The organism is Rhizobacter koreensis (genome assembly GCF_013366375.1).
GTDB classification, from domain to species: Bacteria; Pseudomonadota; Gammaproteobacteria; order Burkholderiales; family Burkholderiaceae_C; genus Schlegelella_A; species Schlegelella_A koreensis.
Window position 1 is genome coordinate 615,536 of the sequence record NZ_JABWMJ010000002.1, and the last position, 24,719, is coordinate 640,254.

A 24,719-nucleotide genomic window follows, 5' to 3' on the forward strand; every position below is an offset into this window, starting at 1 on the left:
GCGAGGCCTCGTCGCACCGCATGCCGCCGTTCGTCGCCGCGAGCGTCGCCTGCCACGTCGGGGCCGGTGCCGGCGCGCTCGCGTTCCCGGGGCAGTGGGAGTGGGCGGCCGGGGCGGTCGCGCTCAACCACGTCGCGCTGACCGCCGCCGGGCTGTGGCCGCGCTCGACCTGGCTCGGCCCGAACCTGCGTCGCCTGCCCGCCGCATCCGCCGAGCGCGGCGAGGTCGCGCTGACGATCGACGACGGCCCGGAGCCGGACGTCACGCCGGCGGTGCTCGACCTGCTCGACCGGCACGGCGCGCGCGCCACGTTCTTCTGCATCGCCGACCGGGCGGCGCGCCACCCCGAGCTCTGCCGCGAGATCGTCGCGCGCGGCCATAGCGTGCAGAACCACAGCCAACGCCACGCGCACAACTTCTCGCTGCTCGGGCCGCGCGGCTTCGCGCGCGAGCTCGGCGCGGCGCAGGACACCGTCAGCGCCGTCACCGGCATCCGCCCGCGGTTCTTTCGCGCGCCGGCGGGCCTGCGCAACCCGCTGCTCGACCGCGAGCTGCGCCGCCTCGATCTGCAGCTCGTCAGCTGGACGCGGCGCGGCTTCGACACCGTGCGCCACGAACCCGCACGCGTGCTGCAGACGCTGACGCGGGGCCTTGCCGCGGGCGACATCCTGCTGCTGCACGACGGCAATGCGGCGCGCGCGCCGAGCGGCCGGCCGGTGATCCTGGAAGTGCTGCCCGCGCTGCTCGAGCGCTGCGCCGCCGCCGGGCTGCACAGCGTGACGCTGCCCGAGGCGATCGACGGTCCGGCGACCGACGCGAACCGATGAACGAACACCTCGACCACGCCGCGATCGAGCGGCTGATCCCGCACCGCGGTCCGATGTGCCTGCTCGATCGCCTCGAGAGCTGGGACGCGACGCGCATCGTCTGCGTCGCGACCAACCACCGCGACCCGCGCCACCCGCTGCGCACGCGCAGCGGCCTGCTGGCGAGCGCGACGATCGAATACGCGGCGCAGGCGATGGCGCTGCACGGCGCGCTGCTCGGCCGCGCGGCGGGCGTCGAGCCTTCCGCCGGCTATCTGGCGAGCGCGCGCGGCGTGGTGCTGGCACGCTGGCGGCTCGACGATCTGCCGGCGGGCACCGACGCGGCCGAGGGCGCAGCCGACGCGTTCCCGCCGGACGCCTTGCGCATCGAAGCCACGCGCCAGGCCGGCGACGCGCGCCAGATCCTCTACGCATTCGACGTCACGCACCGCGGCAGCGCGGTCGCGAGCGGGCGCGCCGCCGTCGTCCTCAACACCTCGATCGAACCCCGATGAAAGCTTCCACTCCGCGGCGGGCCCTCGTCACCGGCGCCAGCGGCGCTCTTGGCCGCGCCATCGCCGAGCGCCTGGCGCACAACGGAGCCCACGTCGTCGTGCATGCCAACCGGCGTCTCGAGCAGGCCGTCGAGGTCGCCGACGCGATCCGCGCCGCAGGCGGCAGCGCCGAGGCGATCGCGTTCGACGTCACCGACGCGGCGGCGACGCACGCCGCCTGCACCCGGCTGCTGGCCGGCGGTTCGGTGCAGATCGTCGTCAACAACGCCGGGCTGCACGACGACGCGGTGTTCCCGGCGATGCGCGCCGAACAGTGGAGCCGGGTGATCGACGTGTCGCTCAACGGCTTCTTCCACGTCACCCAGCCGCTGATGATGGCGATGATCCGCTCGCGCTGGGGCCGCATCGTCAACGTGTCGTCGGTCGCGGCGCTCACCGGCAACCGCGGCCAGGTGAACTACGCGGCGGCCAAGGGCGCGCTCAACAGCGCGACCAAGGCGCTCGCGCTCGAGGTGGCGAGCCGCGGCATCACCGTGAACGCGGTGGCGCCCGGGATCATCGCCTCCGGGATGGCGGATGCCGCGTTCGACGCCGCCGCGATCGAGCGCATCGTGCCGATGAAGCGCGCCGGCCGCGCCGACGAGGTCGCGGCGCTGGTCGGATTCCTCGCCTCCGACGACGCTGGCTACATCAGCGGGCAGGTGATCTCGATCAACGGCGCGATGATCTGAGCGCGCGCGACGCCGGTCCGTCGATTGCCCATGGTCTCCGCGACACCGCACCGTCGCGATCGGAGACACCCATGAGCCTCAGGAATTTCACGCTGGCGCTCGGCGCCGCGTACCTCGCTGCCAACGTCCTTCTGAAGAAGCGACGTCAGAGCGACGGTGCTGCCGGTGAGGCCGGCGACGCGAGCGACAATCTCTTCGCCGGCGGCGAGGACCGCGCGCGTCGGCGTGGCGCGGCTGGCGGCGCGATGGCGCCGACGTCGCCGCTCGAAAGCGGCGCCACCGCGGGGCCGGCGGCGGCCAGCGCCGCGCCCGCGGTGAAGTCGCCCGGCGAATCGGGCGGCAGCCGGAGCGGCGAAGCCGGCGGGTCGCTCACCGGGTCGAGCGGCCCGACGGGCGCGATGACCGGCTCGGTCGGGGCGCACCCCGACCCGCTCGCGTCGGCCGCCGGTCGCGGCGAGTCGGGCGGCGCCGCAAGCGGCAACGACAGCGGCGTCGCACGCACGGCGGTGCCGGGTGGCGAGACGGCGGCAACCGGCCTGTCGGGCGTCGGGCTCGGCTCGCCGAACCCGGCCGAACGCCTCAACCAGACTGGCGCCGCCGGCGGCACGGGCAGCGACAACCTGTTTGACTCCAACTCGCAGGAGGGCTCGGAGCCCAAGGCGCCGGGGCTGCCGGACCTGATGCGGGGCGCCTGAGGCCGAGGCGCCGAACACGCCAGCGCATCGGCGGGCACCACGGTTGCCGAGCCACCACACCGGGCGCGACGGCGCCGCAGCACAGGAGAAGCGATGAGCAACGCAGCAGGGGGCGGTACGCCCGAGAACCAGCGCGATCAGGAGACCCAAGGCGGCGTCGCGCCCAAGACCTACGACGGCAAGAGTGGTGGCGAGGCGCGGCCGGGGAACGGCGGGGGCTCCGGCAGCAGCGGCGGCCAAGCTGGCAGCCAGAGCGGCAGCGGCGGCGGCGTGTCCAACTACGGCGGCGCCGATCCGCAGCAGGCGACCGACGCCCGCACCGACGCCTCGCGTGGCACCACCGGCCGGATGGCGCAGAGCGGCGGCGATGCCTCGGCTGACAATCGTGCCGGTCAGGCGGTCGGCGAAGGCATGGGATCGCGCGCCGGCAGCACGCTTGGCTCGCAGAGCGAGCGCACCGGCATGGCCGACGGTCAGCCGTCCGGGTCGTCGCAGGGGCTCACCGGCGCCCAAGGCAGCGGCGGTGGCGCCGATCGGCCGCCACCGGGCACCGGCAACCCGCCGCCGCGCGGCAGCGGTGGCCAGACCGGCAGCGGCGCGGGCTGACCTGGCTGGCGCGGGACGCCTGCCGGACCTCACCTCGCTGACTGAAGCGCCCGAGCTCTCGCACGGGAACGCCGTCAGCGGCCCGCGGCAGCGCGCGTCGAGGCAAGCCGTTACCGATCGGCGCCCAAGTCCAGGTTCGAGGCGGGCCGGGATTCGGCCGGAGGCCTGGCGCGCCGCGCCCGTCCGGGTCAGCGCCCGCCGGGCCGCCGGCGACCGGATCGGCGGCGCAGGTCGAAGGGCGGCCGGCCGCTGGCGCGCCTGAGCAGCAGCAGCGGCAGCCGCACTAGGAACCCGCCCATCAGCCGCAGATGCATCCAGCTCAGCAGCGCGTTGTCGCGGCCGTAGCGGAAGTGCGAGACGCCGCCCTCGTCGTGTCGCAGGTACTTGACCGGCGCAGCGATGTTGAGCGGCGAGACGCCGCGCCAGGCGAGCCGCACGACCGCCTCGGTGTCGAAGTCGAAACGGCGCATCCAGCGCTGGCCTTCCATGACCGCGATCAGCGGCGCGATCGGGTAGACGCGAAAGCCGTAGAGCGAATCGTCGATGCCGGCGCCGAGGGTCTCGAGGTTGGTCCAGGCGTTCGAGATGCGACGTCCGCGCACCCGTAGCAGCGGGGCCGAAGCGTCGAACACCGGTCGGCCGAGCACCATGGCGTGCGGAAGACGCTGCGACTCGGCCATGAACGGCCCGATCAGGTCGGCCGGGTGCTGCCCGTCCGAGTCCATCGTGAGCGCGTGCGTGAAACCTGAGGCGTGCGCGGCGCGCAGCGCGTGCAGCACCGCCGCACCCTTGCCGCAGTTGGTCGGCAGCACCATCACGTGCAGCGCCGGGTCGTCGAGCGCCATCTGCTGCAGGCCTTCGGCGGTGCCGTCGGTGCTGCCGTCGACCACCACCCAGACCGGCGCCCACGCTGCCCGTGCCGCGCGCACCGTGGCGTAGACCGTGGCGCCGGTGTTGTAGCTCGGGATGATGACGAGGTGGGTCGGCGACGGCGTCAAGACCGCAGCTCCGCCGCGAAGTAGGCCTCGAGGCGCGCCAGCGTCGCCCGGTGATCGGCGTCCGGCATGAAGCGCTCGCCGAGGCGCGCGCGCACGACGATCGGCACCGGCGGCACGCGCAGCAGCGGCCAACCCTTGCGCAGGTACGGCGAGTCGGTTTCGATGATCACGGTCTGGATCGGCACCTGCGCGAGCTGCGCGATGCGGGTGATGCCGGGCCGGAACGGGTCGATCGGGCCGCTCACGGTGCGCGTGCCCTCCGGGAACAGCACCAGCTGGCCGCCCTCGCGCAGGGTCGCGGCGGCGTCGCGGATGAGCGCGCGCGGCGAGTCGTTGCAGATGTAGCGCGCGAGGCGCGCGCCCGCGCCGAGAAAGACGTTGCGCATCAGCTCGGCCTTCATGACGCAGACGCCGCGCGGCAGCCGCGCCGTCAGGATCACGGCGTCGAGCATGCTCGGGTGGTTCGCCGCGACGATGAGGCCGCCGGGCTCGTCGCACAGCGCGTCGAGCGCGCCCGAGTCGACGCGCATCATGCCGAGCGCCTGCGCGCTCGCGATGAACGAGCGGAACACCCACGAGATGCCGGCGCGTCCGACCGCGCTGCCGCGGCGCCGGCTGAGGAGGGCCTGCAGCAGCGGCGAGACGAGGTCCCACGCCAGCATCGTCACGCCGAGCTGAACGATCAGCGCGGCGAACAGCAGACGATGGTGGAGACGGGGCGGCCGCACCGCGGTCACCCGGCCGACGCTCGGGCGCTCAGGAGGCGGGAGCGCCGACGTCGCGGATGTTGAAGCGGCGCCGCTGCCAGGCGTCCCAGGTTCGCCGGGGATTGCCGATCGAGACGAGGTAATAGAGCACCTTCAGGACAAAAATCGACAGCCAGATCGGCGTCTTGCCGTAGATGTCGCCGGCGAGCAGCGAGATGAGCGCTTCCTTGACGCGGAAGGGGTTCTGAGGCGACATGAAGAACTCGCGCATCGTCGGGTTGGTGACCCGAAAGATGAACCACGAGAACTCGCGCGGGCCGTGACGCGCCAGGCGGTTGAAGCGGCGCCGTGCGGCCGCCGCCTCAGCCGGCCGCTCGAGCGTGGTCTCGACCACCTGGACGGCCTCGAACGCGGTCTGCATCGCGATCAGCACGCCCGACGAGAACACCGGGTCGACGAACGCGTAGGCGTCGCCGAGCATCACGTAGCGCTCGCCGCTGCTGCGCGAGCTGGAATACGAGTAGTTGCCCGTGGCGTGCACTTCCGACACCAGCGTCGCGCCCCGCATGCGGGCGGCGAGCTTCGGGCAGAGCGCGATCGTGTCCATGAAGAAGTCGGTGAGAGGCTTCTTGCGCGTCTTGAGGTAGTGCGGCCAGCACACCGCACCGACGCTGGTCACGCCGTCGGCCAGCGGGATGAACCAGAACCAGCCGTGCTCGAACCAGTAGATCTGGATGTTGCCCTCGCGCTTGCCGAGCGAGCGCTCGACCCCGGTGAAGTGCGCGTAGAGCGCCGAGCTGTTGTGGCGCGGGTTCTTCTCCTTGCAGCGGAACTGGTTCGCGAGCAGCGTGTCGCGCCCGGAGGCGTCGACCACGTAACGCACGCGCCAGGTCTCCCGGGTGCCGTCGGCGGCATCGACCTGCACGGTCGCGCCGGCGTCGTCGAACTCGACCTGGCGCACCCGGGTGCCTTCGAGCGTGCGCGCACCCTTGGCGGCGGCGTTGCGGAACAGCAGCTCGTCGAGCTGCGAGCGGCGCACCTGCCAGGCGTACGGCATCGACTTGTCGTGGGCCTCGGCGAACTCGATCGCCGACTCGTGGTCGTGGGTCGGCGAGACGAACTCGGCGCCCCACTTGCGCATGCCGATCGCCTCGACCTGTTCGCGCACGCCGAGGCGCTCGAACAAGGTGACGTTGGCCGGCAGCAGCGACTCGCCAATGTGGAAGCGCGGGTGCTGCGCCTTCTCCATCACGACGACGTCGCGGCCACGCTCGGCGAGCAGCGCGGCGATCGTCGAGCCGGCGGGACCGCCTCCGATGACGAGCACGTCGCAGGTCTTCACGGCGGTCGCGGGCGGGAGGTCGGTCTGGGTCGGCCGGCTCTGCATCGGCGCTCCTGGCTACGGTCGCCGGGCGCGCCCGGGCGGTCACTCGAATGGAGCGCGATTCTATCGTCGCGCCGACCCGCTTCATCCCCTGCGCGGGCGGTTGCGGGCCTGCGTCACGAACGGCAGGCCAACGCATGCGCCGCGGGCGGCGGGAGCCGCCCGGCCGAGAGCGTGGACGCCCCGAAATCGCCTTCGCGCGGCCGTTCGACGGCGCCTTGCGACCGCCCGAGCCGCGCTCGGGCCGCCGCGCTCAACGCGACGGGCGCGAGCCGCTCGCGAGCGCGTAGACGCCGAGGCCGGCGTACACGGCGGCGCCGAGCCACGCGCCGGCACGGCGCAGCGAACCGATGCCCTGCAGGCGCGGCGCGACGCGCGCCGCCGCGCACACGTAGGCGGCGTCGCTCGCCGCCGCGATCGCGACGAAGGCGCTTGCGTAGGCCGCGGCCTGGAGCAGCGTCGAGCCGGCCGGGTCGATGAACGGCGGCAAGAAGGCGGCGAAGAAGAGCGCCGTCTTCGGGTTGAGCAGCGCGACCACCAAGCCGTCGCGGAACAGCGCGGGCGTCCGCGCGCCCGGCGGCGCGGCCGCGGCCGGCCCGGCGCCGCGCAAGGTCTGCCACGCGAGCCAGAACAGGTAGAGCGCGCCGGCGGCCTTGACGACGGTGAAGGCCAGCGCCGAGGCTGCGAACAGCGCCGCGAGGCCGAGCGAGGCGCCGAGCGCGTTGCCCCAGTTGCCGAGCGCCACGCCGGCGACCGACACCAGGCCGGCGCGCCGGCCCTGCGCCAGCGTGCGCGTGACGACGTACACCACGCCCGGGCCGGGCGTTACCGCCAGTGCGGTGCTCGCCAGCACGAAGGCGGCGACGAGCGGCAGCGCCGGCGCCGCGTCGCTCATCGTCGGTCCGGCATCAGGGCGCGCGTCAGCTCGGCGGCCGGAACGGCGCGGCAGCCGCTGACGTTCTGGCCGGCCCAGAGCGGCGAGAAGTCGCCGCTGCCGGCCTGCTCGGCGCGCGCGCGCAGCGGTGCGATCGCGGCAGTGGCGAGCGGGAACTCGGGCGCGGGTCCGATCGGCCCGAGTTCGCGCATCAGGCGGTTGACGATGCCGCGCGCCGGCCGTCCGGTGAAGAGGTTGGTGAGCGCGGTGTGACGCGCCGCGTCGCTGGTGAGCGCGGTGCGGTGCAGCGCGCTCGTCGTCGCCTCGGGGCACAGCATGTAAGCCGTGCCGAGCTGCACCCCGGCGGCGCCGAGCGCGAGCGCGGCGGCGACGCCGTCCGCATCGGCGATGCCGCCGGCGGCGATCACCGGCACCCTGACACGGGCGACGATCTGCGGCACCAGCGCGAAGGTGCCGACCTGGGTCGTGAGGTCGTCCGAGAGGAAGATGCCGCGGTGTCCGCCGGCCTCGAGGCCCTGCGCGATGACGGCATCGACGCCACGCTCCGAGAGCCAGAGCGCCTCGTCGACGGTGGTCGCCGACGCCAGCACCTTGGCGCCCATGGCGCGCACCCGCTGCAGCAGGTCGGGCGCCGGCAGTCCGAAGTGGAAACTCACGACCGGGGGCCGGAACTCGTCAAGCAGATCGGCGGCTTCGTGGCTGAACGGCAGGCGGCCGGGACCTTCGGGGATCGTCGCCGCGTCGATGCCGAACTCGCGGTGATAGGGCGCGAGCGCGGCGCGCCAGGCCGCCTCGCGGCCGGCGTCGGCGACCGGCTGCTCGTGGGCGAAGAAGTTGACGTTGAAGGGCTTCTCGGTGTTCGCGCGGATCGCGGCGAGCTCGCGCCGCAGCGCGTCGGGCGCGAGCATCGCGCAGGGCAGCGACCCGAGACCGCCCGCATTCGACACCGCGATCGCGAGGGCCGGACCCTGCACGCCCGCCATCGGCGCCTGGATGATCGGCAGGTCGATGCCGAGGAGCTGCTGCAGGTTCATGGTGTCGCACCAGGAGAGAACGGCGAGCGATTCTCCGGCCGCGCTCCGAACGCCGTCAAACCGGTTTCGCCACGTTGCGGCCGCCGTGCGGCCCGGCCGCCCTACTCGCCCAGGTACGCCGCGCGAACCTTCGGGTCGTGCAGCAGGTCGTCTGCGGCACCGCCCATCGTGACCTCGCCCGACTCCATCACGTAGCCGCGCGACGCCAGCTCGAGCGCGCGGCTCGCGTTCTGCTCGACCAGCAGGATCGTCGTTCCCTGCGCGTGGATGTCGCCGACGACCTCGAAGATCTTGTCGACCATCAGCGGCGACAGGCCCATCGACGGCTCGTCGAGCAGCAGCAGCTTGGGCCGCGCCATGAGGCCGCGCCCCATCGCGAGCATCTGCTGCTCGCCGCCGCTCATCGTGCCGGCGAGCTGGTTGCGACGCTCCTTGAGGCGCGGAAAGATCGAGAACACGCGGTCGATGTCGGCGGCGACGTCGGCATCGCGCCGCACGAACGCGCCCATCTGCAGGTTCTCGGTGATCGTCATGCGGGTGAACATGCCGCGCCCCTCGGGCACCATCACGAGGCCTTGCTTGACGAGCTCCCACGGGCCCTGGCCGCGGATGCTGCGACCGAGGAACTCGATGTCGCCACCGGCAGCCGCCAGCGAGCCGGTGATGGCCTTCAGCGTGGTGGTCTTGCCGGCGCCGTTGGCACCGATCAGGCTCACCAGCTCGCCGGCCGCGACGTCGAGCGAGATGCCCTTGACGGCCTGGATGCCGCCGTAGGCGACCCGCAGGCCGGTGACGCGAAGCAGCGGCGCGGCCGCGGACGGGGTCGGGTTCGGCGTCATGGGCGCGGTGATGGCGGCAGGCGGTCGGCGGTCGAGGGTTCGGGTGCGCGCATCAGTGCGGCTTGTGGCTGGCGCCGAGGTAGGCCTCGATCACCTTCGGGTCGCGCTGCACCTCGGCCGGCGTGCCCTCGGCGATGGGCTTGCCATAGTCGAGCACGGTGACGCGGTCGCACAGACCCATGACCAGCTTCACGTCGTGCTCGATCAGCAGGATGGTGCGGCCGTCGGCCTGGATGCGCTCGATCAGCTGCTGCAGGACGATCTTCTCGGTCGCGTTCATGCCGGCCGCGGGTTCGTCGAGCGCGATCAGCTTGGGCTCGGTGGCGAGCGCGCGCGCCACCTCGAGGCGGCGCTGGTCGCCGTAGCTCAGCGTGCGCGCCTTGTAGTCGGCGAGCGCGCCGATGCCGACGTAGTCGAGCAGCTCGCGCGCGCGCTCGGCGATCGCGACCTCCTCGGCCTTGAACGCGGCGGTGCGGAACACGGCGCCGATCAGCCCCGAGTGCGTGCGCACGTGGCGGCCGACCATCACGTTCTCGAGCGCGGTCATGTCGGCGAACAGGCGGATGTTCTGGAAGGTGCGCGCGATGCCGGCCTTGGCGACCGCGTGCACCGCCGACGGCTCGTAGCGCCGGCCGCCGAGCTCGAAGCTGCCGGCGTCGGGCGTGTAGAGCCCGGTGATCACGTTGAAGAAGGTTGTCTTGCCGGCGCCGTTCGGGCCGATCAGGCCGTAGATCTGGCCTTCCTGGATCGTGATGCCGACGTCCGACAGCGCCTGCAGGCCACCGAAGCGCTTGGAGACGCCACGCACCTGCAGCACCGGCGGACGGGTGCCGGCACCGGCCGTGAGCGCCGGCTGGCTTTCGACGCTGGCCTCACGCATGGCGGGTGCCGCTCGGGTGCGGGTCGTTGGTCGCCGCGCTGGTGCCGCTCGCGACCGGTTGCGGCAGCGCCGGATCGGGCTCGCCTTCGGCGCCGACCTTGGGCTGCGGCAGTGCGCGGCCGTGCTCGGGCGAAGGCCAGAGGCCCCGCGGGCGCGCCAGCATGATGCCGATCATCGCGAGCGCGACCAGCAGCTGGCGCAGGATCGCGGCGTCGAGACGGCCGTCGGTCATCTGCTGCAGCGGCCCGGCGACGTAGCGCAGCACCTCGGGCAATGCCGCCAGCAGCAGCGCGCCGACGATCACGCCCGGCAGGTGCCCGATGCCCCCGAGCACGACCATCGCGACGATCATGATCGACTCCTGCAGGCTGAACGACTCGGGCGAGATGAAGCTCTGGAACGACGCGAACATCACGCCGGCGACGCCGCCGAAGGTCGCGCCCATGCCGAATGCGAGCAGCTTGAGGTTGCGCGTGTTGATGCCCATCGCCTTGGCGGCGACCTCGTCCTCGCGGATCGCCATCCACGCGCGGCCGATCCGGCTGCGCTCGAGCCGGTAGCAGATCACCACCGCGAGCACGACGAGGATGACGAACAGGTAGTAGTAGTTCGTGACCTTCGGGAACTCGAGACCGAACACCTCGTGCGTGGTGCCGAGGCTGAAGTCGGTGAACGGGATCTTGATCTCGTCGATGCCGCTCAGCCCCTTGGGGCCGTTGGTGATGTTGACCGGCGCGTCGAGGTTGTTCATGAAGACGCGCACGATCTCGCCAAAGCCGAGCGTGACGATCGCCAGGTAGTCGCCCCGCAGCTTGAGCGTCGGCGCGCCGAGCAGCACGCCGGCGGCGCCCGCCAGCAAGGCACCGAGCGGCACCACCAGCAGCAGCGGCGTGTGGATGCCGTTCGGGAACATTTGGGCGATCCACGGGAACGTGCTCGCGAGGTGCGGCGACGCGAGCAGGCCGAACATGTACGCGCCCACGGCGTAGAACGCGACGTAGCCGAGGTCGAGCAGCCCCGCGTAGCCGACCACGATGTTGAGGCCGAGCGCGAGCAGCACGTAGAGCAGCGCGATGTCGACGATGCGGACCCAGGCGTTGCCGGGGTTGCCGCTCAGCACCATCGAGATGTGCTGCATCGCGAACGGCACCACCAGCAGCGCGAGCGCCGCGACGAGGAAGACGACGAGCCGGTTGCTGCGCAGGTTCATCGCCACCTCACGCGCGGTCGGCGACGCGCTCGCCGAGCAGGCCCTGCGGACGCAGCGTCAACACCAGGATCAGCACGACGAACGCGAAGATGTCCTGGTAGTGGCTGCCGAGCACGCCGCCGGTGATGATGCCGATGTAGCCCGCACCGAACGACTCGATGAGGCCGAGCAGGACGCCACCGACCATCGCGCCGGCGAGGTTGCCGATGCCGCCGAACACCGCCGCGGTGAACGCCTTGAGGCCCGGAAGGAACCCCATCGTGTGCTGCACCGAGCCGTAGTTGGCCGCGTACATCACGCCGGCGAGCGCGGCGAGTGCCGCGCCGATCACGAACGTCGCCGAGATCACGGTGTCGGGCCGCACGCCCATCAGCGCGGCGACGCGCGGGTTCTCGGCGGTGGCCCGCATCGCGCGCCCGAGCCGGGTGCGGTTGACGAGGTACATCAGCCCGGCGAGCGTGACGGCGGTGACGACGAGGATGACGATCTGCACGGTGTTGATCACCGCGCCGCCGATGAAGAACGGCTCGCTCGGCAGCAGGATCGGGTACGACTTGTAGGTCGGCTTCCAGATGATCATGGCGAGCGTCTGCAGCAGCAGGCTCATGCCCATCGCGGTGATCAGCGGCGCGAGGCGCGGCGCGTTGCGCAGCGGCCGGTACGCGACCTTCTCGATCACGAAGTTGAGGATGGTGCAGACGACGATCGCCGCGGCGAGCGAAATCAGCAGCAGCAGCCAGCCCGGCAGGCCGTAATCGGCCAGGGCGGTGACGACGGTCCAGCTCGTCAGCGCACCGACCATCAGCACCTCGCCGTGCGCGAAGTTGATGAGGTTGATGATGCCGTAGACCATCGTGTAGCCGAGTGCAATGAGCGCGTAGACGCTGCCGAGCACCAGACCGTTGATGATCTGCTGGATGAAGGTATCCATTCGATTGGCTTTCGGGTCGGGCCGCGGGTCGGGCGGATTCTAGGGTTCAGGCGCGGGCCGGCCAGACGCTCGCGCCAGGGTCGCAGCACGATCCGCGCCAGCCCGAGCCTGCGACGCTCCGGCGTACGTCCGGCGCGGCACGCGCCGGCAGGCGAACGCGTATCGAGCAGGGTCTCGGTTGTGCACGTCGGCTGGCTCGACGCGGCCGCGGCGGCGGCTCTCGCCGGCAGCGCCGAGGCACGGCCGGTCCGACCATTCTGTGCCCGAGCGTCGCGGCGCCTCAGCGGGTAACTGCGGTCAGACGCCGCATCAGGCCACGAGCGGCAGCGCGGTCGCGAAGCCCGCTCGGCGCGCGCCCGGCGCCGGCGCTTCAGCCGTCCGTCGGATCGGGTGCCGGCGCCTCCGCGCGCGCCGCGTCGTTCAGCGCGCGCAGCTCGGCGAGCCGCTCGCCGATGCGGATCTCGAGCCCGCGGCTGACCGGCTGATAGAAGCGGGGCGGCTCGAGGCCGTCGGGCCAGTAGCTCTCGCCCGCGGCGAAGCCCCCGGCCTCGTCGTGCGCGTAGCGGTAGTTCTTGCCGTAGTCCAGGCTCTTCATCAGCGCGGTCGGCGCGTTGCGCAGGCGCAGCGGTACCGGCCGCGTGGTGTCGCGCTTGATGAACGCGCGCACGTCGTTGTAGGCCCGGTAGACCGCGTTGCTCTTGGGCGCGACCGCGAGGTAGACCACCGCCTCCGCGAGCGCGAGCTCGCCCTCGGGCGAGCCGAGGCGCTCGTAGACCTCGGCGGCGTCGAGCGCGAGGCGCAGCGCACGCGGGTCGGCGAGACCGATGTCCTCGCTTGCCATCCGCACGATGCGGCGCGCCGCGTAGCGCGGGTCGACGCCGCCGTCGAGCATGCGCACGAACCAGTAGAGCGACGCATCCGGGTCGCTGCCGCGGACCGCCTTGTGAAGCGCCGAGATCGTGTCGTAGAACTGCTCGCCGCCCTTGTCGTAGCGGCGGAGCTGCTCGCCGAGCGCCTGTTCGAGCGCCGCCTCGTCGATCGCTTCCGGCGCCGCGGCGTGGCTCGGCGACTCCACCCCGTCGCGACCGGCCGGTCGCTGCCCGGCCCGCACCGTCGCGACCAGGTTCTCGTAGGCGTTGAGCAGCCGGCGCGCATCGCCGTCGGCATAGCCGATCAGCCGGGTGCGCGCCGCATCGGTGAGCGGCGGCGCGGCGAGCAGCGCCTGCGCGCGCACGAGCAGCTCGGTCATGTCGGCGTCGTCGAGCGTCTTCAGCACGTGCACGGTCGCGCGCGACAGCAGCGCCGAGTTGACCTCGAACGACGGGTTCTCGGTGGTCGCCCCGATGAAAGTCAGCAGGCCCGACTCGACGTGCGGCAGGAAGGCGTCCTGCTGGCTCTTGTTGAAGCGGTGCACCTCGTCGACGAACACCACCGTCGCGCGGCCCGCCGCGCGCGCGGCCTGCGCGCGTTCGACCGCCTCGCGGATGTCCTTCACGCCGCCGAGCACCGCCGACATGGCGATGAACTGCGCCGCAAACGCATCGGCCATCAGGCGCGCCAGCGTCGTCTTGCCGACGCCGGGCGGGCCCCACAGGATCATCGAGTGCAGGCGCCCGGACTCGAACGCGACGCGCAGCGGCTTGCCGGGCCCGAGCAGGTGGCGCTGGCCGATCACCTCGTCGAGCGTCTTCGGGCGCAGGCGTTCGGCGAGCGGCGCGCCGACGTCGGGTGCGTCGAGCTCGAGCGATGCCTGGCTCACGGAAAACGCACGGAAAGCGGCGACATGGCGCGCGATTCTGCCGCGCCGGTCGAAAACGGGCCGCCGACATAAGATCGATCATCGGCCTTCCGGCTGCAGCGCCGCCCTGCATGAACCCTCCGACCTTCGCGACGATCGCCTCCGTTCTGGTCGATCAGTTCCACGTCGACGCCGAGAAGGCGAACCCCGCGGCCACGCTCGACGGGCTCGGCCTCGACTCGCTCGCGCTGATGGAGTTCGTCTTCGCGGTCGAGGACCGCTTCGACGTGCGCATCCCCGAGGACCGGCTCGATCCGCGCGAGGCGGGCGTCACGCTCGAGCGTCTCTCGGACCTGATCGACGAGGCGGTCGCGGCCCGGCAACCGGTCGATGACGTCGCCGGCTAGCCGGCCCGCCGGGGCGCCGGTCGCGGTCAGCGGCGTCGGCGTCGTCAGCCCCCTCGGCAACGACCTGGCGGCCTTCGATGGCGCGCTCTTCGCCGGCCGCTCGGGCCTTCGCGTGCAAAGCCTCGATCTGCCCGGAATCGACCTGCCGCCGGTGGTCGTCGCCCCGGCAGCGTTCGACGCCAGCACTGTCGTTGCGCCGTCGCGCGTCCCGCTCGACCGCGGCACCGCGATGGCGCTCGCCGCCGCCGAGGCGGCCGCGCGGGCGGCGCGCCTCGACGAACGCGCCGAGCACGAGCGGCTCGGCGTGTTCTGGGGCAGCGGGATGGCCGGCGCAGCGACCTTCGAGGCGACCTGCCGCACGGTCTACGCCGGCCGCCGCCGCATGCGCCCGACCAGCGTCGTCACCACGATGCCGAATGCGCCGGTCGCCGAGCTCGCGCTTCGCTTCGGCGCGCGCGGTGCCGCTCTCGCCTACGCCTGCGCGTGCGCGTCGGCGGCGGTCGCCATCGGCGAGGCGATGCGGGCGATCCGCGCCGGCTGGATCGACGTCGCGATCGCCGGCGGCAGCGAGTCGATGCTCACGCCCGGCGTGCTCGCGAGCTGGCAGGCGATGCGCGTGCTGGCGCCGGTGCCGGCCGGCGGCGACGTTTCCGCCGTGTGCCGGCCGTTCGCGGCCGACCGTAACGGCTTCGCGCTCGGCGAAGCCGCCGCGGCGTTCGTCCTGGAAGCGCCCGCCGCCGCGCGCGAGCGCGGCGCGCGCCCGCGTCTGGCGCTCACCGGCTACGCGACCAATTGCGACGGCGTCCACATCACCAACCCCGACGCAGCCGGCCAGACCCGCGCGATGCGGGCGGCGCTCGCCGACGCCGGCCTCGACGCCGCAGCGATCGGCTACGTCAACGCGCACGGCACCGCGACGCTCGCCGGCGATGCCGCCGAAGCGACGTCGCTCGCCACGGTGTTCGGCGCCGCCGGCGTGCCGGTCAGCTCGACCAAGGCGATCCACGGCCACCTGCTCGGCGCCGGCGGCGCGGTCGAGTTGCTGGCGACCCTGCGCGCGCTCGATGCCGGCCGTCTGCCGCCGACCGCCGGCACGAGCGCCGTCGACCCGGCATTCGCGCTCGACCTGGTGCTCGGCGAGGCGCGCCCCGCGCCCGCGCTCGCCCACGCGATGTCGAACTCGTTCGCGTTCGGCGGCACGAACGCCGTGCTGATCGCGTCGCGGCTCGACGCCTGAGTGCCGGCGCGGCGTCGTCGACGCGACGCCGTGACCGGTCTTCCCCGACAGGCTCCCCGCCGACCCGCGCCGGCGCTACACCCTGAGGAGCGCGGAACGGGCCGGCCCCCGCCGCGTCACTCCGTGCGAGCGCGTCGTCCGGCAAGCAGCCCGTCAGGGCTGCTCGATCACGTCGGCGCCCGCGGGCACCGTGAAGCGGAAGCGCTCCGCGGGCACCGGCGCGTTCGCCACGAAGTTGCCGAAGCGCAGCAGCGAACGCTGACCGAAGCTGTCGACGATCTCGAGCGCCGCGAGGTCCTTGCCGCGAAAGCCGACGCGGAAGAACTGGAACGCATCGTCCTTCGCCTTCGGCTTCGCCTCGGCCCACTCGAGACCGTCGGCGGGCGGCGCATTCGAGATCTCGAAGTCGCCGTCGAGCGAACCGCCGGCGAGCAGCGCCGCCGGCGTCGCGCCGAGCGCGGCGCCGAGCTTGCGCGTGCTCACCTGGTTGAGGTCGGCGTCGTGGATCCAGACCTTCTGGCCGTCGGCGACGATCACCTGCTCGAACGGCTTCTGATAGGCAAACCGAAAGCGGTTCGGGCGCGCGAACTCGAAGCTGCCGGTCGATGTCTTCCTTCGCGCGCCGTCGGGCGAGGTGACGGTCTGGGTGAACGTCGCGGTGCCGCTCTTCACGTCGCGCACGAACTCGCGCAGCGTCGCGGCGGGGTCGGCGTGTGCCGGAGCCACGAGCGCCGCCGAGGCGAGGCCGAGGGCGCAGACGAGTGTTCTCATTCGGGAGCTTCCGTTGGCCGCGCCTGCGGTCGACGCGGCGGCGGCGGGTCTATTCGGCCGGGCGCGGCGGCACCAGGATGTCGCGGTTGCCGTTGGTTGCCATCGCCGATACGAGCCCGGATTTCTCCATTTGTTCCAGGAGGCGCGCGGCGCGGTTGTAGCCGATGCGCAGATGACGCTGCACCAGCGAGATCGACGCGCGCCGGTGCTGCAGGACGACGCTGACGGCCTGGTCGTACATCGGGTCGTTCTCGCCGCCGCCACCGCCCGCGAGGTCGGCGGTCGACGGATCGCCGCCGTCGTCGAGGGTGCCGCCTTCGAGGATGCCGTCGATGTAGTTCGGCTCGCCCTGGCTCTTGAGGTAGTTGACGACGCGGTGCACTTCCTCGTCGCTGACGAACGCACCGTGCACGCGGATCGGCACCCCGGTCCCGGACGGCAGGTACAGCATGTCGCCCATGCCGAGCAGCGCCTCGGCGCCCATCTGGTCGAGGATGGTGCGGCTGTCGATCTTGCTCGACACCTGGAACGAGAGCCGGGTCGGAATGTTGGCCTTGATGAGGCCGGTGATGACGTCGACGCTCGGCCGCTGCGTCGCCAGGATGAGGTGCACGCCCGACGCGCGCGCCTTCTGCGCGAGCCGCGCGATCAGCTCCTCGATCTTCTTGCCGATCACCATCATCAGGTCGGCGAGCTCGTCGATCACGATCACGATGAACGGCAGGCGCTCGAGCGGCTCCGGCTCCTCGGGCGTCAGGCTGAACGGGTTGGCGATCGTCTCGCCGCGCTCGGCGGCCTCGGCGATGCGCTTGTTGTAGCCGGTGACGTTGCGCACGCCCAGCTTGCTCATCAGCTTGTAGCGCCGCTCCATCTCGCCGACGCACCAGTTGAGCGCGTGCGCGGCCTGCTTCATGTCGGTGACCACCGGGCAGAGCAGGTGCGGAATGCCTTCGTAGACGCTCATCTCGAGCATCTTCGGGTCGATGAGGATGAGGCGGACGTCGCGCGCCTCGGCCTTGTAGAGCAGGCTGAGGATCATCGCGTTGATGCCGACCGACTTGCCCGCGCCGGTGGTGCCGGCGACCAGGCAGTGCGGCATCTTCGCGAGGTCGGCGACCACCGGCTGGCCGACGATGTCCTTGCCCAGGCCCATGGTCAGCTGGGAGGATGCGTCGTGGTACGACTGGGAGCCCAGCACTTCCGAGAGGCGAATGGTCTGACGTTTGGCATTCGGCAGCTCGAGCGCCATCGTCGTCTTGCCGGGGATGGTCTCGACCACGCGGATGCTCACAAGCCCGAGCGAGCGCGCCAGGTCCTTGGCGAGGTTGACCACCTGCGCGCCCTTCACGCCGACCGCCGGCTCGATCTCGTAGCGCGTGATCACCGGGCCCGGCGACGCCGCGACCACGCGCACCTCGACACCGAAGTCGCGCAGCTTCTTCTCGATCATGCGCGACGTCATCTCGAGCGCCTCGGGCGCGACCGACTCCATGCGCGGCGGCGCGGCGTCGAGCAGATCGACCTGCGGCAGCTTGGTGTCGACGAGCTCCGAGAAGAGCGGCTTCTGCCGCTCCTTGACGACGCGCTCGCTCTTGGGCACGTCGACCACCGTGGGCTCGATCACGATCGGCAGGTGCACTTCGTGGAGTTGCTGCTCGACGCCGACGTCTTCCTCGCGCTCGCGCACCGCCTGGGCGCCCAGGCGAGCGTCCTCGGCGCGTTCGATGCGCTCGACGCTGCGGCTGCGCAGCGACTCGAGCGCGCCGCCGATCGCCTCGGCGACGCCGAGCCACGAGAAGCGCAGCGCGAACGAGGTGCCGGCGACCAGCACCGCGATCCACAGCACACCCGACCCGGCGAAGCCGAGCAGGCGCTGGCTCGCGACCCCGAGGCTGTAGCCGAGCACGCCGCCGGCGTGCCCGCCCGCGATGCTCGGCTCCCACTGGTAGAGCCGCGTCCATTCGAGCGCGGTGCTCGCGGCGAGCACCAGCACGAGTCCGAGCCAGGCGTGCCACCACGGCGGCCCGACGACGTCGCGCACGATCGGCCCCGCCGAGCCGCGCAGCACCCGGGCAAGCGCACCGAGCCAGCTGCGCAGCCCGCACAGCATCAGCCACCAGGCCGAATAGCCGAGCAGGAAGTACGCGAGGTCCGAGCACCAGGCGCCGATCGCGCCGGCCTTGTTCATCGTGACGGCGTTGCTGCCGGTGGTCGAGAACGCGGCGTCGCCGGGGTTGTGGGTGGCCAGCGCGATGAACGCCAGCAGCCACAGGATGCCGCCGACGAACAGCTTGGCCTGCATGCTCCAGCGCGGCTCGGCTTCGGCCGGCGTCGGGTCCGGAGTGCGGGCAGCGCCGCGCGAGCTGCCGCGCTTGAGGCCCGGCAGCGCCGCATCGCCGCTCAGGGAAGCGAGGGGAAACGTCATCGGCCGATTGTCGCCGAGCGTCGACCGCCGGCGCGGCCGCGATGCCGCCCGGCAAGCGCCGGAATCAGGTGCCGAGTTCCTTGATCACGACCCAGCCGTTCTCCTGGGTCTGCACCATGCCGCGACTCTCGAGGTCCTTCATGACGCGGCTGACCATCTCGCGCGAGGCGCCGACCACCTTGGCGAGGTCCTGGCGCGACACCTTGCTGCGGATCACCTTCTGGTCGCCCTCCATCTCGGACATGTCGAGCAGCGTGCGGGCGACGCGCCCGTACACGTCGAGCAGCGCGAGCGACTCGATCTGGCGGTCGGCGCTGCGCAGGCGCTGCACGAGTCCGCGCATGATCGCGTAGGAAAGGCTCGAGTTCTCCGGCAGGCAACGAGCGAACTCGGCGCGGCCGAGGATCAGCATGTCGGTCTGCAGCTCGGCGCGCACGGTGGCCGAGTGCGGCTCGTTGTCGATGAGGCTCATCTCGCCGACGTAGTCGCCCGACTGCAGCACCGCGAGGATGACCTCGCGGCCGCGCGAGTCGGCGGTCAGCACGCGGCAGCGCCCCGTGAGCAGGATGAACAGCGCGTTCGACTTCTTGCCGTGCTCGACGACGATCTCGCCGCGCCGGAAGCGGCGCTTGACCACGCTGTCGGCGATGCCCTGCGCCTGCTCGTTGGTCAGCAGCGAGAACAGGGGCACGCGTCGGATCAGATCGAGGTTCGACAGCATCGCCATCTGGGTAAGCCTTTCGTTGAGCAGTCCGCCACGGATTGAGCGCCTGCGGCAGCCTTCTCGGCTGCGACAGCGCCATTATTGTGACCATTGCACGCCTTGATGCCAGTCCTTTTCGGCCGCATGTCAGACTTCGGCCCCTCCGATTGGCCTCGTCGCCACACTCCCGACCCGATGACCACCCCTCATCCCCACGCCAAAGTCCTGATCCTCGGCTCGGGCCCCGCCGGCTACACCGCCGCGGTCTACGCCGCACGCGCCAACCTCAAGCCGGTTCTGGTGACCGGCATTGCGCAGGGCGGCCAGCTGATGACGACCACCGAGGTCGACAACTGGCCGGCCGACGTCGACGGCGTGATGGGGCCGGACCTGATGCAGCGCTTCCTCAAGCACGCCGAGCGCTTCGATACGCAGATCGTGTTCGATCACGTGAACCGCGTCGACCTCTCGACACGGCCGTTCAGGCTCGAAGGCGACTCGCACACCTTCACCTGCGACACGCTGATCGTCGCGACCGGGGCGTCGGCCAAGTACCTGGGCCTGCCCTCCGAGCAGGCCTTCATGGGCCGCGGCGTGAGCGGCTGCGCCACCTGCGACGGCTTCTTCTATCGCGGCCAGGACGTCTGCGTGGTGGGCGGCGGCAACACCGCGGTCGAGGAGGCGCTCTACCTCTCGAACATCGCCCGCAACGTGCACGTGATCCATCGTCGCGACAAGTTCCGCGCCGAGGCGATCCTCGTCGACAAGATGATGGCCCGCGTGGCCGAGGGGAAGATGCACCTGCACCTGTGGAACACGCTCGACGAGGTGCTCGGCGATGCGAGCGGGGTGACGGGCGTGCGCCTGCGCAGCACGGAGGACGGCCGCACGAGCGAGCTGGCGGTGAGCGGCTGCTTCATCGCGATCGGACACCAGCCGAACACCGAGGTGTTCAAGGGCCAGCTCGAGATGAAGGACGGCTACATCCTCACCCACAGCGGGCTCTCGGGGATGGCGACGATGACCAGCGTGCCGGGCGTGTTCGCGGCCGGCGACGTGCAGGACCATGTGTATCGCCAGGCGATCACGAGCGCAGGCACCGGCTGCATGGCCGCGCTCGACGCGCAGCGTTTCCTCGAGCAGGCCGGGTGAACCCGAGCGGGACGCAGGGGTAGCCGGCGCAGCTGGACACGCTATAATCATCGGCTTTGCTCAACGGAGAAGCGTCATGTCACGCGTCTGTCAAGTCACCGGGAAGGGGCCGATGGTCGGCAACAACGTTTCCCACGCGAACAACAAGACCAAGCGTCGCTTCCTGCCCAACCTGCAGTACCGCCGCTTCTGGATCGAAGCCGAGAACCGCTGGGTGCGCCTGCGCGTGTCGAACGCCGGTCTGCGCCTCATCGACAAGGTCGGCATCGAGAGCGTCGTCGCCGACCTGCGTCAGCGCGGCGAAATCTAACCGCACGAGGAGCACACCATGGCAGCAAAAGGCGGACGCGAGAAGATCAAGCTCGAATCGACGGCGGGTACCGGTCACTTCTACACGACCGACAAGAACAAGAAGACAACGCCCGAAAAGCTCGAGATGATGAAGTTCGACCCGGTGGCGCGCAAGCACGTCGCCTACAAGGAAACCAAGCTCAAGTAAGACGCTCGAGCTTGCGATGACAAAGAGCCGCTGATGCGGCTCTTTGCTTTTGTGGAGCCGCTGATGCGGCTCTTTGTTCTTGGGCGACCGGCCGCACGCAGAACAGCCGCACGAACACGGACCGTTTCGCCGACCCCACAAACGAAAAGGGTCGCCTTGCGCGACCCTTTCTCGTTCGGCGTGCCCGCGTCGCGGGCGCCGGTCAGGCGTGCGCGGCGCGCAGCTTCAAGGCGAACTCCTGGAGCGCGGCAATGCCGCTCTCTTCGGCCTTGCGCAGCCAGGCCTGCAGGTCGGCGACGAGCTGCTCGGCCGACACGTTGGTGCGGGTCCAGAGCGAGCGCAGCTCCTCGCGCATCGCGACCAGCTGAGCCAGGCCCGGGCTGACGGCGATCGCCTGCTCGAGCTGCGGCTTGACCGAGCTGGGGATCTTGTCGGCGTCGCGGTGCAGCCAGCGACGCGCGGCCTGCAACGCACCCAGACGGTTCTCGCAGGTCACGCCTTCGCTCTTGAGACGCTGCAGCTCGGACTTGCTCACGCGGCGCAGACCGCGCGCGTACTTGGCCATCACCTCGTAGCGGTTGGCGATGATCGCCTCCAGCGTCTTGCCGTCGGCAACCGGCCTGACACTGCCGAGCTTGAGTTGCGGCGCCGTCTTGCGAACCTTCGCGAGACCGAGCATCTCGAGGCCGCGGATGTAGGCCCAGCCGATGTCGAACTCGTACGGCTTGACGGACAGCTTGGCCGACGTCGGGTAGGTGTGGTGGTTGTTGTGCAGCTCCTCGCCACCGATGATCAGGCCGAGCGGCGAGATGTTGGTGCTGGCGTCGACCGCCTCGAAGTTGCGGTAGCCCCACCAGTGGCCGAGGCCGTTGATGATGCCGGCGGCGGTGATCGGGATCCACAGCATCTGCACCGCCCACACGGTGGCACCGACCGCGCCGAACAGCAGCAGGTCGATGATCAGCATCACGCCGACGCCCTGCCAGCTGTAGCGGGTGTAGAGATTGCGCTCGATCCAGTCGTCGGGCGTGTTGTGGCCGAACTTCTTGACCGTCTCGTCGACCTTGGCCTCGGCACGATAGAGCTCGCTGCCGGTCAGCAGGACGGTCTTGATGCCGCGCGTCTGCGGGCTGTGCGGGTCGTCCTCGGTCTCGCACTTGGCGTGGTGCTTGCGGTGGATCGCAACCCACTCCTTGGTCACCATGCCGGTGGTCAGCCAGAGCCAGAAGCGGAAGAAGTGCGACGGGATCGCATGCAGCTCGAGCGCGCGGTGTGCCTGCGCCCGGTGCAGGAAGATGGTCACCGACGCGATCGTGATGTGCGTCGCGACCAGCGTGAAAGCCAGGATCTCCCACCCGCTGAACGACGCCAGACCATGAGCCAACCAGTCCACCAGCGCGTCGTGCACCGAAATCAGAACATCCATCGAGCAGCTTTCTCCGTTGGTCCACCCGGGGATTCGGGCAGCCTCGCATTCTATTCAAAGGGGTTTGGGCAATCCCCTATGAAACGCAGGATATGGAGTGCTGTTCGCGGGCTTGGTTCCCTCGGGAGGACCGGTTCAGCCGCCCTTTTGCCAGACCGCGGCGAAAAAACCGTCCGTCCCGTGCCGATGCGGCCAGAGCCGCAGGTATTCGCCGGCGACCAGCGTCTGGGCCGCCGCGACGTGCGCCGCCTCCAGGAGGCTGGACACCGGCAGCGCGGCCCAGTTCGGATGGCTCTCGGCGAACTCGCGTGCCACGTCCTCGTCCTCGGCCTCGAGCGGGCTGCAAGTGGCGTAGACCAGGCGCCCGCCCGGCTTCACGAGGCGCGCCGCCGCCTTGAGGATGGCGGCCTGCTTCGGCCGCATGTCGGCGATGCCTTCCGGCGACTGCCGCCACTTGAGGTCGGGGTTGCGGCGCAGCGTGCCGAGCCCGGAGCACGGCGCGTCGACCAGCACGCGGTCGATCTTGCCCGCGAGGCGCTGGATCCGGTCGTCGCGCTCGTGCGCGATCTGCACCGGGTAGACGTTCGAGAGTCCGCTGCGCGCGAGCCGCGGCTTGAGCGCGGCGAGGCGGTGCCCGGACACGTCGAAGGCGTAGAGGCGGCCGGTGTTGCGCATCTGCGCGCCGAGCGCGAGCGTCTTGCCGCCGGCCCCGGCGCAGAAGTCGACCACCATCTCGCCGCGCCTGGCGCCGGTCAGCATCACGAGGAGCTGGCTGCCCTCGTCCTGCACCTCGACGGCGCCGCGCTTGAAGACGTCGAGCTTCTGCAGCGCCGGCTTGCCGTCGATCCGCAGGCCGATCGGCGAGTACGGCGTGGGCTGCGCGTCGATACCGGCGGCGGCGAGCTCGGCCTGCACCGCATTCCGGTCGGCCTGCCAGGTGTTGACGCGCAGGTCGAGCGGTGCCGGCGCCGAGACGCGCTCGACCCACGGCCAGAACTCGTCGCCGAGCTGCGGCTGCAGCGTCTCGGCAAGCCAGTCGGGCAGGTTGTGGCGCAGCTTCTCCGGCAAGCTCGCGCGGTCGATCTGCCCGACACGGTCGAGCCAGGCGCGCTCGGCGTCGCTGAGCGCCGCCCTCAGGAACCCCGCGTTGCCGTGCCAGCCGAGGATCGCGAGGCGGCGCTCCATCTCCCCGCTACCGGACTGCGCCAGGTGCTGGTACAGCAGGCGCTGACGCAGCACGTCGAAGGCGGTCTCGGCGAGGGTCGCACGCTCGCGCGGTCCGAACTCGCGGTGCTCGCGGAAGAAATCGGAGACCACCGCATCGGCGGGCTTGTCGAAGCGCAACACCCGGTGCAGCAGCTCGGTCGCGTGCTCGATGAGGGCGTTCGGATGCATCGCGGAATTATCGCGGGCCGGGTTCGACGCCCGCGGCGCCGCGGGCCGCGGGCGCTCCGACGAGCGCGCGCCGGCCTCAGGCCGCGACCAGCAGCTGCGACTCGCCGCGCGTGTGATGCACCACGTCGCCGTCGATGCGCAGCTCGCCGGCCGCGAGCCAGCGCACCGCGCGCGGGTAGAGCACGTGCTCCTGCACCAGCACGCGCTCCGCCAGGTCGTCGGGCGTGTCGCCGGCGCGCACCGGGACCACCGCCTGCGCGACGATCGGGCCGTGGTCGAGCTCAGCGGTCACGAGGTGCACCGTCGCGCCGGCGACCTTGCAGCCGGCGTCGAGCGCGCGCCGGTGCGTATGGAGCCCGGGGAACGCCGGCAGCAGCGAGGGGTGCACGTTCACGAGTCGCCCGGCGAAGCGCGCGACGAACCCCGGCGTGAGGATGCGCATGAACCCGGCGAGCACCACCACCGCCGGCGCGGCGGCGTCGATGACGTCCGCCAGTTCGGCGTCGAACGCCTCGCGCGAGGCGAACGTTCTGTGGTCGACGACCGCCGTGGCGATGCCGCGCTCGCGCGCGAAGACGAGCCCGCCGGCGTCGGCGCGGTTGCTGACGACGAGCGCGATCCGGGCGTCCCACCGCTCGCTTTCGCAAGCGCGGACGATGGCCTCCATGTTCGAGCCACGGCCCGAGATCGCGATCACGATGTTCTTCATGCGGGCGGCAGTGTACGGGCCGGAAC

The 24,719-nt window shown here is 71.5% G+C and carries 26 protein-coding genes; 10 read left to right on the forward strand and 16 right to left on the reverse strand.

The genetic code is table 11. From position 1 onward, the window contains the following. Positions 1-20: 20 nt before the first annotated feature. The 5 genes from HQN59_RS06735 (at position 21) to HQN59_RS06755 (ending at position 3,353) form a co-directional block, all read left to right on the forward strand. Positions 21-827: a polysaccharide deacetylase family protein gene (locus HQN59_RS06735; RefSeq protein WP_176067529.1), complete on the forward strand. Its 807-nt coding sequence runs from the start codon at positions 21-23 to the stop codon at positions 825-827. Next, positions 824-1,321, forward strand: a complete 498-nt coding sequence (locus HQN59_RS06740) for a hotdog family protein (protein ID WP_176067322.1) — start codon at positions 824-826, stop codon at positions 1,319-1,321. The genes HQN59_RS06735 and HQN59_RS06740 overlap by 4 nt, the downstream gene beginning before the upstream one ends. Then, on the forward strand, positions 1,318-2,052 hold the full coding sequence (gene fabG / locus HQN59_RS06745; RefSeq protein WP_176067323.1) for a 3-oxoacyl-ACP reductase FabG: 735 nt from the start codon (positions 1,318-1,320) through the stop codon (positions 2,050-2,052). Before HQN59_RS06740 ends, fabG begins: the two co-directional genes overlap by 4 nt. A 71-nt stretch (positions 2,053-2,123) precedes the next feature. After that, positions 2,124-2,747: a hypothetical protein gene (locus HQN59_RS06750; protein ID WP_176067325.1), complete on the forward strand. Its 624-nt coding sequence runs from the start codon at positions 2,124-2,126 to the stop codon at positions 2,745-2,747. A gap of 93 nt (positions 2,748-2,840) precedes the next feature. Continuing rightward, positions 2,841-3,353, forward strand: coding sequence for a hypothetical protein (locus HQN59_RS06755; protein ID WP_176067327.1), 513 nt, complete (start codon positions 2,841-2,843; stop codon positions 3,351-3,353). Between the two features lie 188 nt (positions 3,354-3,541). Here the strand turns inward: HQN59_RS06755 and HQN59_RS06760 are convergent, their stop codons facing one another. The 10 genes from HQN59_RS06760 to HQN59_RS06805 form a co-directional block, all read right to left on the reverse strand. Further along, complete coding sequence (locus HQN59_RS06760; RefSeq protein WP_176067329.1) at positions 3,542-4,351, reverse strand: glycosyltransferase family 2 protein; 810 nt, start codon at positions 4,349-4,351, stop codon at positions 3,542-3,544. Beyond that, complete coding sequence (locus HQN59_RS06765) at positions 4,348-5,079, reverse strand: lysophospholipid acyltransferase family protein (protein ID WP_342451139.1); 732 nt, start codon at positions 5,077-5,079, stop codon at positions 4,348-4,350. Before HQN59_RS06765 ends, HQN59_RS06760 begins: the two co-directional genes overlap by 4 nt. A 28-nt stretch (positions 5,080-5,107) precedes the next feature. Continuing rightward, positions 5,108-6,445, reverse strand: a complete 1,338-nt coding sequence (locus HQN59_RS06770; RefSeq protein WP_176067331.1) for an NAD(P)/FAD-dependent oxidoreductase — start codon at positions 6,443-6,445, stop codon at positions 5,108-5,110. 250 nt (positions 6,446-6,695) lie between these two features. Beyond that, positions 6,696-7,337, reverse strand: coding sequence for a LysE family translocator (locus HQN59_RS06775; protein ID WP_176067333.1), 642 nt, complete (start codon positions 7,335-7,337; stop codon positions 6,696-6,698). Next, positions 7,334-8,371: an NAD(P)H-dependent flavin oxidoreductase gene (locus HQN59_RS06780; protein ID WP_176067335.1), complete on the reverse strand. Its 1,038-nt coding sequence runs from the start codon at positions 8,369-8,371 to the stop codon at positions 7,334-7,336. Before HQN59_RS06780 ends, HQN59_RS06775 begins: the two co-directional genes overlap by 4 nt. Before the next feature lie 101 nt (positions 8,372-8,472). Next, positions 8,473-9,210, reverse strand: a complete 738-nt coding sequence (locus tag HQN59_RS06785; protein ID WP_176067337.1) for an ABC transporter ATP-binding protein — start codon at positions 9,208-9,210, stop codon at positions 8,473-8,475. 52 nt (positions 9,211-9,262) lie between these two features. Next, positions 9,263-10,090, reverse strand: coding sequence for an ABC transporter ATP-binding protein (locus HQN59_RS06790; RefSeq protein ID WP_176067340.1), 828 nt, complete (start codon positions 10,088-10,090; stop codon positions 9,263-9,265). Next, positions 10,083-11,300, reverse strand: a complete 1,218-nt coding sequence (locus tag HQN59_RS06795; RefSeq protein ID WP_176067342.1) for a branched-chain amino acid ABC transporter permease — start codon at positions 11,298-11,300, stop codon at positions 10,083-10,085. Before HQN59_RS06795 ends, HQN59_RS06790 begins: the two co-directional genes overlap by 8 nt. A 7-nt stretch (positions 11,301-11,307) precedes the next feature. Continuing rightward, positions 11,308-12,231: a branched-chain amino acid ABC transporter permease gene (locus tag HQN59_RS06800; protein WP_176067344.1), complete on the reverse strand. Its 924-nt coding sequence runs from the start codon at positions 12,229-12,231 to the stop codon at positions 11,308-11,310. Between the two features lie 370 nt (positions 12,232-12,601). Further along, positions 12,602-13,990, reverse strand: a complete 1,389-nt coding sequence (locus tag HQN59_RS06805) for an AAA family ATPase (RefSeq protein WP_176067346.1) — start codon at positions 13,988-13,990, stop codon at positions 12,602-12,604. A gap of 110 nt (positions 13,991-14,100) precedes the next feature. On the opposite strand from HQN59_RS06805, the gene HQN59_RS06810 reads away from it, so the two are divergent. Next, complete coding sequence (locus tag HQN59_RS06810; protein ID WP_176067348.1) at positions 14,101-14,376, forward strand: acyl carrier protein; 276 nt, start codon at positions 14,101-14,103, stop codon at positions 14,374-14,376. Continuing rightward, positions 14,360-15,613, forward strand: coding sequence for a beta-ketoacyl-[acyl-carrier-protein] synthase family protein (locus HQN59_RS06815; protein ID WP_176067350.1), 1,254 nt, complete (start codon positions 14,360-14,362; stop codon positions 15,611-15,613). Before HQN59_RS06810 ends, HQN59_RS06815 begins: the two co-directional genes overlap by 17 nt. 153 nt (positions 15,614-15,766) lie before the next feature. Here HQN59_RS06815 and lolA read toward each other — a convergent pair whose 3' ends face one another. From lolA to HQN59_RS06830, 3 genes are all read right to left on the reverse strand, one after another. Next, on the reverse strand, positions 15,767-16,384 hold the full coding sequence (gene lolA / locus HQN59_RS06820; RefSeq protein WP_176067352.1) for an outer membrane lipoprotein periplasmic chaperone LolA: 618 nt from the start codon (positions 16,382-16,384) through the stop codon (positions 15,767-15,769). Positions 16,385-16,433: 49 nt separating this feature from the next. Then, the gene (locus HQN59_RS06825) at positions 16,434-18,809 is read right to left on the reverse strand and encodes a DNA translocase FtsK (RefSeq protein WP_176067354.1); all 2,376 of its coding nucleotides are present in this window, start codon (positions 18,807-18,809) and stop codon (positions 16,434-16,436) included. A gap of 64 nt (positions 18,810-18,873) precedes the next feature. Further along, positions 18,874-19,536, reverse strand: coding sequence for a Crp/Fnr family transcriptional regulator (locus tag HQN59_RS06830; protein ID WP_176067356.1), 663 nt, complete (start codon positions 19,534-19,536; stop codon positions 18,874-18,876). Positions 19,537-19,707: 171 nt separating this feature from the next. On the opposite strand from HQN59_RS06830, the gene trxB reads away from it, so the two are divergent. From trxB to rpmG, 3 genes are all read left to right on the forward strand, one after another. Further along, positions 19,708-20,664, forward strand: coding sequence for a thioredoxin-disulfide reductase (trxB, locus tag HQN59_RS06835; RefSeq protein ID WP_176067357.1), 957 nt, complete (start codon positions 19,708-19,710; stop codon positions 20,662-20,664). A 76-nt stretch (positions 20,665-20,740) separates the two neighbouring features. Next, positions 20,741-20,974 carry a 50S ribosomal protein L28 gene (gene rpmB / locus HQN59_RS06840; protein WP_176067359.1) on the forward strand — a complete coding sequence of 78 codons (234 nt, stop codon included), beginning with the start codon at positions 20,741-20,743 and terminating at the stop codon, positions 20,972-20,974. Between the two features lie 18 nt (positions 20,975-20,992). Continuing rightward, positions 20,993-21,163, forward strand: coding sequence for a 50S ribosomal protein L33 (rpmG, locus tag HQN59_RS06845; RefSeq protein ID WP_176067361.1), 171 nt, complete (start codon positions 20,993-20,995; stop codon positions 21,161-21,163). 202 nt (positions 21,164-21,365) lie between these two features. Here the strand turns inward: rpmG and HQN59_RS06850 are convergent, their stop codons facing one another. From HQN59_RS06850 to purN, 3 genes are all read right to left on the reverse strand, one after another. Further along, positions 21,366-22,589: a DesA family fatty acid desaturase gene (locus tag HQN59_RS06850; protein ID WP_176067363.1), complete on the reverse strand. Its 1,224-nt coding sequence runs from the start codon at positions 22,587-22,589 to the stop codon at positions 21,366-21,368. A gap of 135 nt (positions 22,590-22,724) precedes the next feature. Beyond that, positions 22,725-23,984 (reverse strand): RsmB/NOP family class I SAM-dependent RNA methyltransferase, encoded by a 1,260-nt coding sequence (locus tag HQN59_RS06855; protein WP_176067365.1) that lies wholly within the window; start codon positions 23,982-23,984, stop codon positions 22,725-22,727. A 76-nt stretch (positions 23,985-24,060) separates the two neighbouring features. Further along, a complete protein-coding gene (purN, locus tag HQN59_RS06860; protein ID WP_176067367.1) occupies positions 24,061-24,693 on the reverse strand; it encodes a phosphoribosylglycinamide formyltransferase in 633 nt (210 codons plus the stop codon). Positions 24,694-24,719 lie beyond the last annotated feature (26 nt).

Excerpts from the sequence above, each read along its gene's own strand:
- HQN59_RS06735 (WP_176067529.1), top strand. The coding sequence starts at position 21 with ATGCCGCCGTTCGTCGCCGCGAGCGTCGCCTGCCACGTCGGGGCCGGT.
- HQN59_RS06740 (WP_176067322.1), top strand. The coding sequence starts at position 824 with ATGAACGAACACCTCGACCACGCCGCGATCGAGCGGCTGATCCCGCAC.
- fabG (WP_176067323.1), top strand. The coding sequence starts at position 1,318 with ATGAAAGCTTCCACTCCGCGGCGGGCCCTCGTCACCGGCGCCAGCGGC.
- HQN59_RS06750 (WP_176067325.1), top strand. The coding sequence starts at position 2,124 with ATGAGCCTCAGGAATTTCACGCTGGCGCTCGGCGCCGCGTACCTCGCT.
- HQN59_RS06755 (WP_176067327.1), top strand. The coding sequence starts at position 2,841 with ATGAGCAACGCAGCAGGGGGCGGTACGCCCGAGAACCAGCGCGATCAG.
- HQN59_RS06770 (WP_176067331.1), bottom strand. The coding sequence starts at position 6,445 with ATGCAGAGCCGGCCGACCCAGACCGACCTCCCGCCCGCGACCGCCGTG.
- HQN59_RS06775 (WP_176067333.1), bottom strand. The coding sequence starts at position 7,337 with ATGAGCGACGCGGCGCCGGCGCTGCCGCTCGTCGCCGCCTTCGTGCTG.
- HQN59_RS06780 (WP_176067335.1), bottom strand. The coding sequence starts at position 8,371 with ATGAACCTGCAGCAGCTCCTCGGCATCGACCTGCCGATCATCCAGGCG.
- HQN59_RS06785 (WP_176067337.1), bottom strand. The coding sequence starts at position 9,210 with ATGACGCCGAACCCGACCCCGTCCGCGGCCGCGCCGCTGCTTCGCGTC.
- HQN59_RS06790 (WP_176067340.1), bottom strand. The coding sequence starts at position 10,090 with ATGCGTGAGGCCAGCGTCGAAAGCCAGCCGGCGCTCACGGCCGGTGCC.
- HQN59_RS06795 (WP_176067342.1), bottom strand. The coding sequence starts at position 11,300 with ATGAACCTGCGCAGCAACCGGCTCGTCGTCTTCCTCGTCGCGGCGCTC.
- HQN59_RS06800 (WP_176067344.1), bottom strand. The coding sequence starts at position 12,231 with ATGGATACCTTCATCCAGCAGATCATCAACGGTCTGGTGCTCGGCAGC.
- HQN59_RS06810 (WP_176067348.1), top strand. The coding sequence starts at position 14,101 with ATGAACCCTCCGACCTTCGCGACGATCGCCTCCGTTCTGGTCGATCAG.
- HQN59_RS06815 (WP_176067350.1), top strand. The coding sequence starts at position 14,360 with ATGACGTCGCCGGCTAGCCGGCCCGCCGGGGCGCCGGTCGCGGTCAGC.
- lolA (WP_176067352.1), bottom strand. The coding sequence starts at position 16,384 with ATGAGAACACTCGTCTGCGCCCTCGGCCTCGCCTCGGCGGCGCTCGTG.
- HQN59_RS06825 (WP_176067354.1), bottom strand. The coding sequence starts at position 18,809 with ATGACGTTTCCCCTCGCTTCCCTGAGCGGCGATGCGGCGCTGCCGGGC.
- HQN59_RS06830 (WP_176067356.1), bottom strand. The coding sequence starts at position 19,536 with ATGGCGATGCTGTCGAACCTCGATCTGATCCGACGCGTGCCCCTGTTC.
- trxB (WP_176067357.1), top strand. The coding sequence starts at position 19,708 with ATGACCACCCCTCATCCCCACGCCAAAGTCCTGATCCTCGGCTCGGGC.
- rpmB (WP_176067359.1), top strand. The coding sequence starts at position 20,741 with ATGTCACGCGTCTGTCAAGTCACCGGGAAGGGGCCGATGGTCGGCAAC.
- rpmG (WP_176067361.1), top strand. The coding sequence starts at position 20,993 with ATGGCAGCAAAAGGCGGACGCGAGAAGATCAAGCTCGAATCGACGGCG.
- HQN59_RS06850 (WP_176067363.1), bottom strand. The coding sequence starts at position 22,589 with ATGGATGTTCTGATTTCGGTGCACGACGCGCTGGTGGACTGGTTGGCT.
- HQN59_RS06855 (WP_176067365.1), bottom strand. The coding sequence starts at position 23,984 with ATGCATCCGAACGCCCTCATCGAGCACGCGACCGAGCTGCTGCACCGG.
- purN (WP_176067367.1), bottom strand. The coding sequence starts at position 24,693 with ATGAAGAACATCGTGATCGCGATCTCGGGCCGTGGCTCGAACATGGAG.